5 protein-coding genes and 1 pseudogene are annotated in these 4287 nt (G+C 42.3%); 4 read left to right on the top strand and 2 right to left on the bottom strand.

Annotation, left to right across the window (positions count from 1 at the left end; all coding sequences use genetic code 11):
* The 4 genes and pseudogenes from AC1DPZ_RS22960 to prmA form a co-directional block, all read left to right on the top strand.
* Positions 1 to 397 (top strand): annotated as a pseudogene (locus tag AC1DPZ_RS22960) (glucose-1-phosphate thymidylyltransferase); the annotation flags it as partial.
* A 136-nt stretch (positions 398 to 533) separates the two neighbouring features.
* A complete protein-coding gene (gene tpiA / locus AC1DPZ_RS22955; protein WP_477407830.1) occupies positions 534 to 1298 on the top strand; it encodes a triose-phosphate isomerase in 765 nt (254 codons plus the stop codon).
* A gap of 120 nt (positions 1299 to 1418) precedes the next feature.
* Entirely contained in the window at positions 1419 to 1886 is a 468-nt protein-coding gene (locus AC1DPZ_RS22950; protein ID WP_477407828.1) for a hypothetical protein, read from the top strand.
* A 146-nt stretch (positions 1887 to 2032) separates the two neighbouring features.
* The gene (gene prmA, locus AC1DPZ_RS22945; RefSeq protein WP_477407826.1) at positions 2033 to 2872 is read left to right on the top strand and encodes a 50S ribosomal protein L11 methyltransferase; all 840 of its coding nucleotides are present in this window, start codon (positions 2033 to 2035) and stop codon (positions 2870 to 2872) included.
* A gap of 92 nt (positions 2873 to 2964) precedes the next feature.
* Here the strand turns inward: prmA and AC1DPZ_RS22940 are convergent, their stop codons facing one another.
* Both AC1DPZ_RS22940 and AC1DPZ_RS22935 read right to left on the bottom strand, forming a co-directional pair.
* A complete protein-coding gene (locus AC1DPZ_RS22940) occupies positions 2965 to 3609 on the bottom strand; it encodes an NAD(P)-dependent oxidoreductase (protein ID WP_477407824.1) in 645 nt (214 codons plus the stop codon).
* Between the two features lie 53 nt (positions 3610 to 3662).
* Positions 3663 to 4070 carry an Rrf2 family transcriptional regulator gene (locus tag AC1DPZ_RS22935; RefSeq protein ID WP_477407822.1) on the bottom strand — a complete coding sequence of 136 codons (408 nt, stop codon included), beginning with the start codon at positions 4068 to 4070 and terminating at the stop codon, positions 3663 to 3665.
* Positions 4071 to 4287: the final 217 nt, after the last annotated feature.

Genomic DNA, 4287 nt, shown 5'->3' with positions numbered 1-4287 from the left:
GTGTAATATTGGTGCCGATACCAACAACTCCAACCTTAAAAATAATTATGCCGAAGTGCGGCTTTGGGATTACGATACGCAGCGTTTTCGCAAAACCGGCCTGCAATTTTGCGGACTCATTATGGCCGACCATGCTAAATGCGCCATCAATACCATGTTTAATACCGGTACGGTAGTAGGGGTTAGTGCCAATGTGTTTGGCGCCGGCTTCCCGCGTAATTTTATAGCCGATTTTTCATGGGGAGGAGCACAGGGTTTTGAGGTTTACTCGATCAGTAAAATGTTTGAGACCGCCCGGAAAGTATTTGACCGCCGCGACCACCGTGAATTTAGCGTAGTGGAACAGGAAATATTGCAAAAAGTATTTGAATTAACAGAAGAGTATAGGCGTTTTTAAAGTTGGTGAGTGGTTGATTGAGTTGATTAGGTGAGTGGTTTAAGCCGGATCAATCAAATATTAATCATTCATCACTTAACATAATCAACCCTTCACCCAATCAACCACTCACACAATCAACTAAAATAATAAAATCATGAGAAAAAAAATTGTTGCCGGAAACTGGAAAATGAATCTTGACTATAATGAAGGTTTAGGCGTATTTACCGAAATCATCAACATGGTTAAAGACGAAGTTACCGGCACCCAGGAAGCGGTTATCTGCAGCCCTTTTATCCATATCAACAGCCTGGTACAATTAGCAAAAGGTTACAATAAAGTATCGGTAGGTGCGCAAAACGCCCACCAGGCCGAAAGTGGTGCTTATACCGGCGAAATCTCTGCCAGGATGATCAAATCTATCGGCGCAGCTTACGTTATTCTTGGTCACTCAGAGCGCCGCCAGTATTTTGGCGAAAGCAATGAGCTGTTGGCTAAAAAGACTGATACCGTATTGAAACATGATCTTCGTCCTATTTTTTGCATCGGCGAAACTTTGCAGGAGCGCGAAGCAAACCAGCATTTTGATGTGATTAAATCGCAGCTTGCTGAAGGCGTGTTCCATTTAGAAGCTGCYGATTTTTCAAAATTGGTTTTGGCTTATGAACCGGTTTGGGCTATTGGTACAGGCGTAACTGCTTCATCAGCGCAGGCACAGGAAATTCATGAATTTATCCGCAAAGAAATTGCTGCAAAATACGGCCAGGATGTTGCTGATAGCACTACTATTTTATACGGAGGCAGCTGTAACCCTAAAAATGCCGCCGAACTATTTGCCCAGCCCGATATTGATGGCGGCCTTATAGGTGGAGCATCCCTAAAATCACGCGATTTTGTTGATATCATCAAGGCGTTTAATTAGATATGAGATGAGCTGCGCTTGTCGGGTTTTTTAGATCAAACAGAAATAGGCAACAGATGTTAGATAGGTGGGATTTGAGACTAATCTCAAATCTCGCATCTAATAGCTCGCATCTAAAATATGAAAGTTTTTCTCCCGCCTTTAATTGCTTTTATGGGCTTTGCTGCTTTTGTAATAGTTAGCGCGCTGGGCCGTACTATGCAGTTAAGCGATATGGGAGAGGGCAATGTGCATGCTTTTATGGCCTGTTTTTATTATTGCTGGCCATTGTATTTTATTGTTGCCATATTAACGCAATGGATAATTATTGTTCCGGTTTGGGAGGCTTTTGTGCTACGGTCTGCAACAGCGGCGCTGGTCACTTTTATTATCGTTGCTATCGTTTGTGCAGGTGCAGCGGGAGGGGTGGCTTATGCTATCTGGGATGAGCAATCGGGGTACGGTAATCTAACCGGGCTTACTACAATTATGCTATTCATTCAGCTGGCTTATTGGGCTGTTAATTTTTTTATTATGTTTTTAGTTACCGGGAAGACGGTTACATTGAAAAAGAAGGTTGTTGAAGAAGCGGCTGTGCAGGAAGAATAAAAACAGGAAAAACCGGCGAAAGTAATCACGGCTCTACAAAGCGAATCTGCATAGTTCGCGATTGCTTCGTACCTTATAATGACATGGTTTTTAAGCCCTCCCCGGAGGAGAGGAGCGGCAATAACGTGTTGTAAAAATATTATCTTATGAACTACTACGAATTATTTTTTACCATCATAACTACCGAAGATTACCAGCAGGACCTGCTGATCAACGCTTTGGGCGAAATTGGTTTTGATACTTTTGAAGAGCTGGATTTTGGGTTTAAAGCCTATATACCGGAGGATGATTTTGATGAGGCAACGGTGATAGAGCAATTATTACCATACCGTGAATTGTTTACCTTTAGTTATGAGGTAACCCTTATTCCGCAAAAAAACTGGAATGAGGTATGGGAACGTAATTTTGAACCGATTGCGATTAGCGATAAGATTTTTGTAAGGGCAACCTTTCATCCCGCCCGGCCCGAATTTCCGTATGAGATTGTGATCGACCCCAAAATGGCTTTCGGTACCGGTCATCATCAAACTACATCGATGATGCTGGAGTTGATGCTGGAGAACGATTATAACGGAAAAAACGTGCTTGACATGGGTTGCGGTACAGGCATACTGGCTATCATGGCATCTAAACTTGGCGCCGCACAGGTTACTGCTATTGATTACGACCTGGTGTGCTATGAAAGTACCATCGAAAACTCCACGCTAAATAATATTGATAATATCATACCGCTTTGCGGCTCAAAAGAAGCGATCCCCGATGAGGAGCAATATGATATCATATTGGCCAATATCAACCGCAATATCCTTATAGACCAGATGGAGCGTTATGCCGAGGCGCTGAAACCCGATGGCGAGATCTATTTCAGCGGATTTTATGAAACTCCCGATCTGGATATCATTACCGATGAAGCCCGCAAATACGGCCTGAAATACATCATCCATAAAAAAGATAAGGAATGGGTGGCGGCTAAGTTTATAAAGTAATATTGCCTGAACCGGAATTTGTCGAATTCGCAGAATTAATAGAATTCTGAAAATTCTTTAATTCCATAAATTCCGGTTCTGACAAAATCTTCTTAATATCCCACCGTAAATCTTCTTTTCACAAACTGGTTATTCTCCAATTCATTTAAAATAGCCACAGCCAGGTCTTCCACAGTAATTTCGTGTTGGCCTTTTTCGTTAAATACGGGCTCATCGGTGCCTAAGCGGAATTTGCCGGTACGCTCGCCCGGATGTAGTTGTATAGCGGGGCTTAAAAATGTCCAGTCGAGCTCATCTTCTTTTTTAAGGGTATTAAGATAATCACGGGCCGCTGTAGCACCGGCTTTCCACTCGGCAGGGAATTGTGGCGTATCTACCAATTGCAAGCCTGGCGCAGCGTATAAACTACCCGCGCCGCCAACAACCAATAAGCGTTTAACGCCGGCTTGTTTTACAGCCTGCTGAATAGCTTCTGAACCTTTTATAAAATCATCGTAAAGGTTAGGGTTAGCCCAGCCGGCATTGTATGCGCTTACCACAGCATCATGACCTTCAAGCACGGCAGCAAGGGATGTGGTATCAAATACATCAGCAGCTTTGGGTGTAACTTTATCGCTTGCTGCATCTACTTTTTGCGGGTCGCGTGCTATAGCGGTTACATCATAACCACGTTGCAATGCTTCGTTTAATACCGCTTTGCCTACAAAGCCGGTGGCGCCTATCAGTGCTAATTTCATAATTGTTGTTTTATATTGTAATTAAATTTGTTACAGTTTTGTCTAAATTTTTTTTATTCGAACCGGTCGCTAAAATCGGCCAGGGTAATGGTCTTTAATTTATCAAATATAATGGTATCAACTTCCCCGGCTAATGCATCTAAATGTTGGTTAATCTGTTTGCCTACCGGGCAATCGGGGTTAGGCTTATTTTTTGCCTGGCCCAAAGCAGGTTGAACTTTTACAGCCTGGTATACATCGCTCAAAAGTATTTTTTGAGAAGGTAATCTCAACGTATAACCACCTGTTTTGCCTTCTTTACTATCAATAAGCCCGTATTTGCGCAGGTTGCTGATTTCTTTACGCACAAGTGCCGGGTTAATGTTAATGCTGCCGGCAATATAATCGGACGATAACAGCTCATCCGGCTGCTTGCTAAGCAGGGTGAGGATGTGTACCGCTATTTGAAATTGTCCGTTCATTCTGTAATTTTTAATATTACAGTACAAAGGTAAACTTGTTTATGGTATATGCAGTATTTTTTTAACTGTTATTTTTTAAATTACAGTTAAATGATTGTTTGCGAGGTGGAAACAGTTGCCCAATATCCTGGTGACTAACAAAGAACGCGGATTAATTAAGAGTTAAAATGCTTGAAAAGTCATCATTAGGGCTCATTTATTCGTCTAAAACCCAGCT

Source organism: Mucilaginibacter sp. P4_G9 (assembly GCF_056400985.1).
Note: the sequence above shows the minus strand (reverse complement) of the source record. Positions and strands in the feature narration are given on the sequence as shown.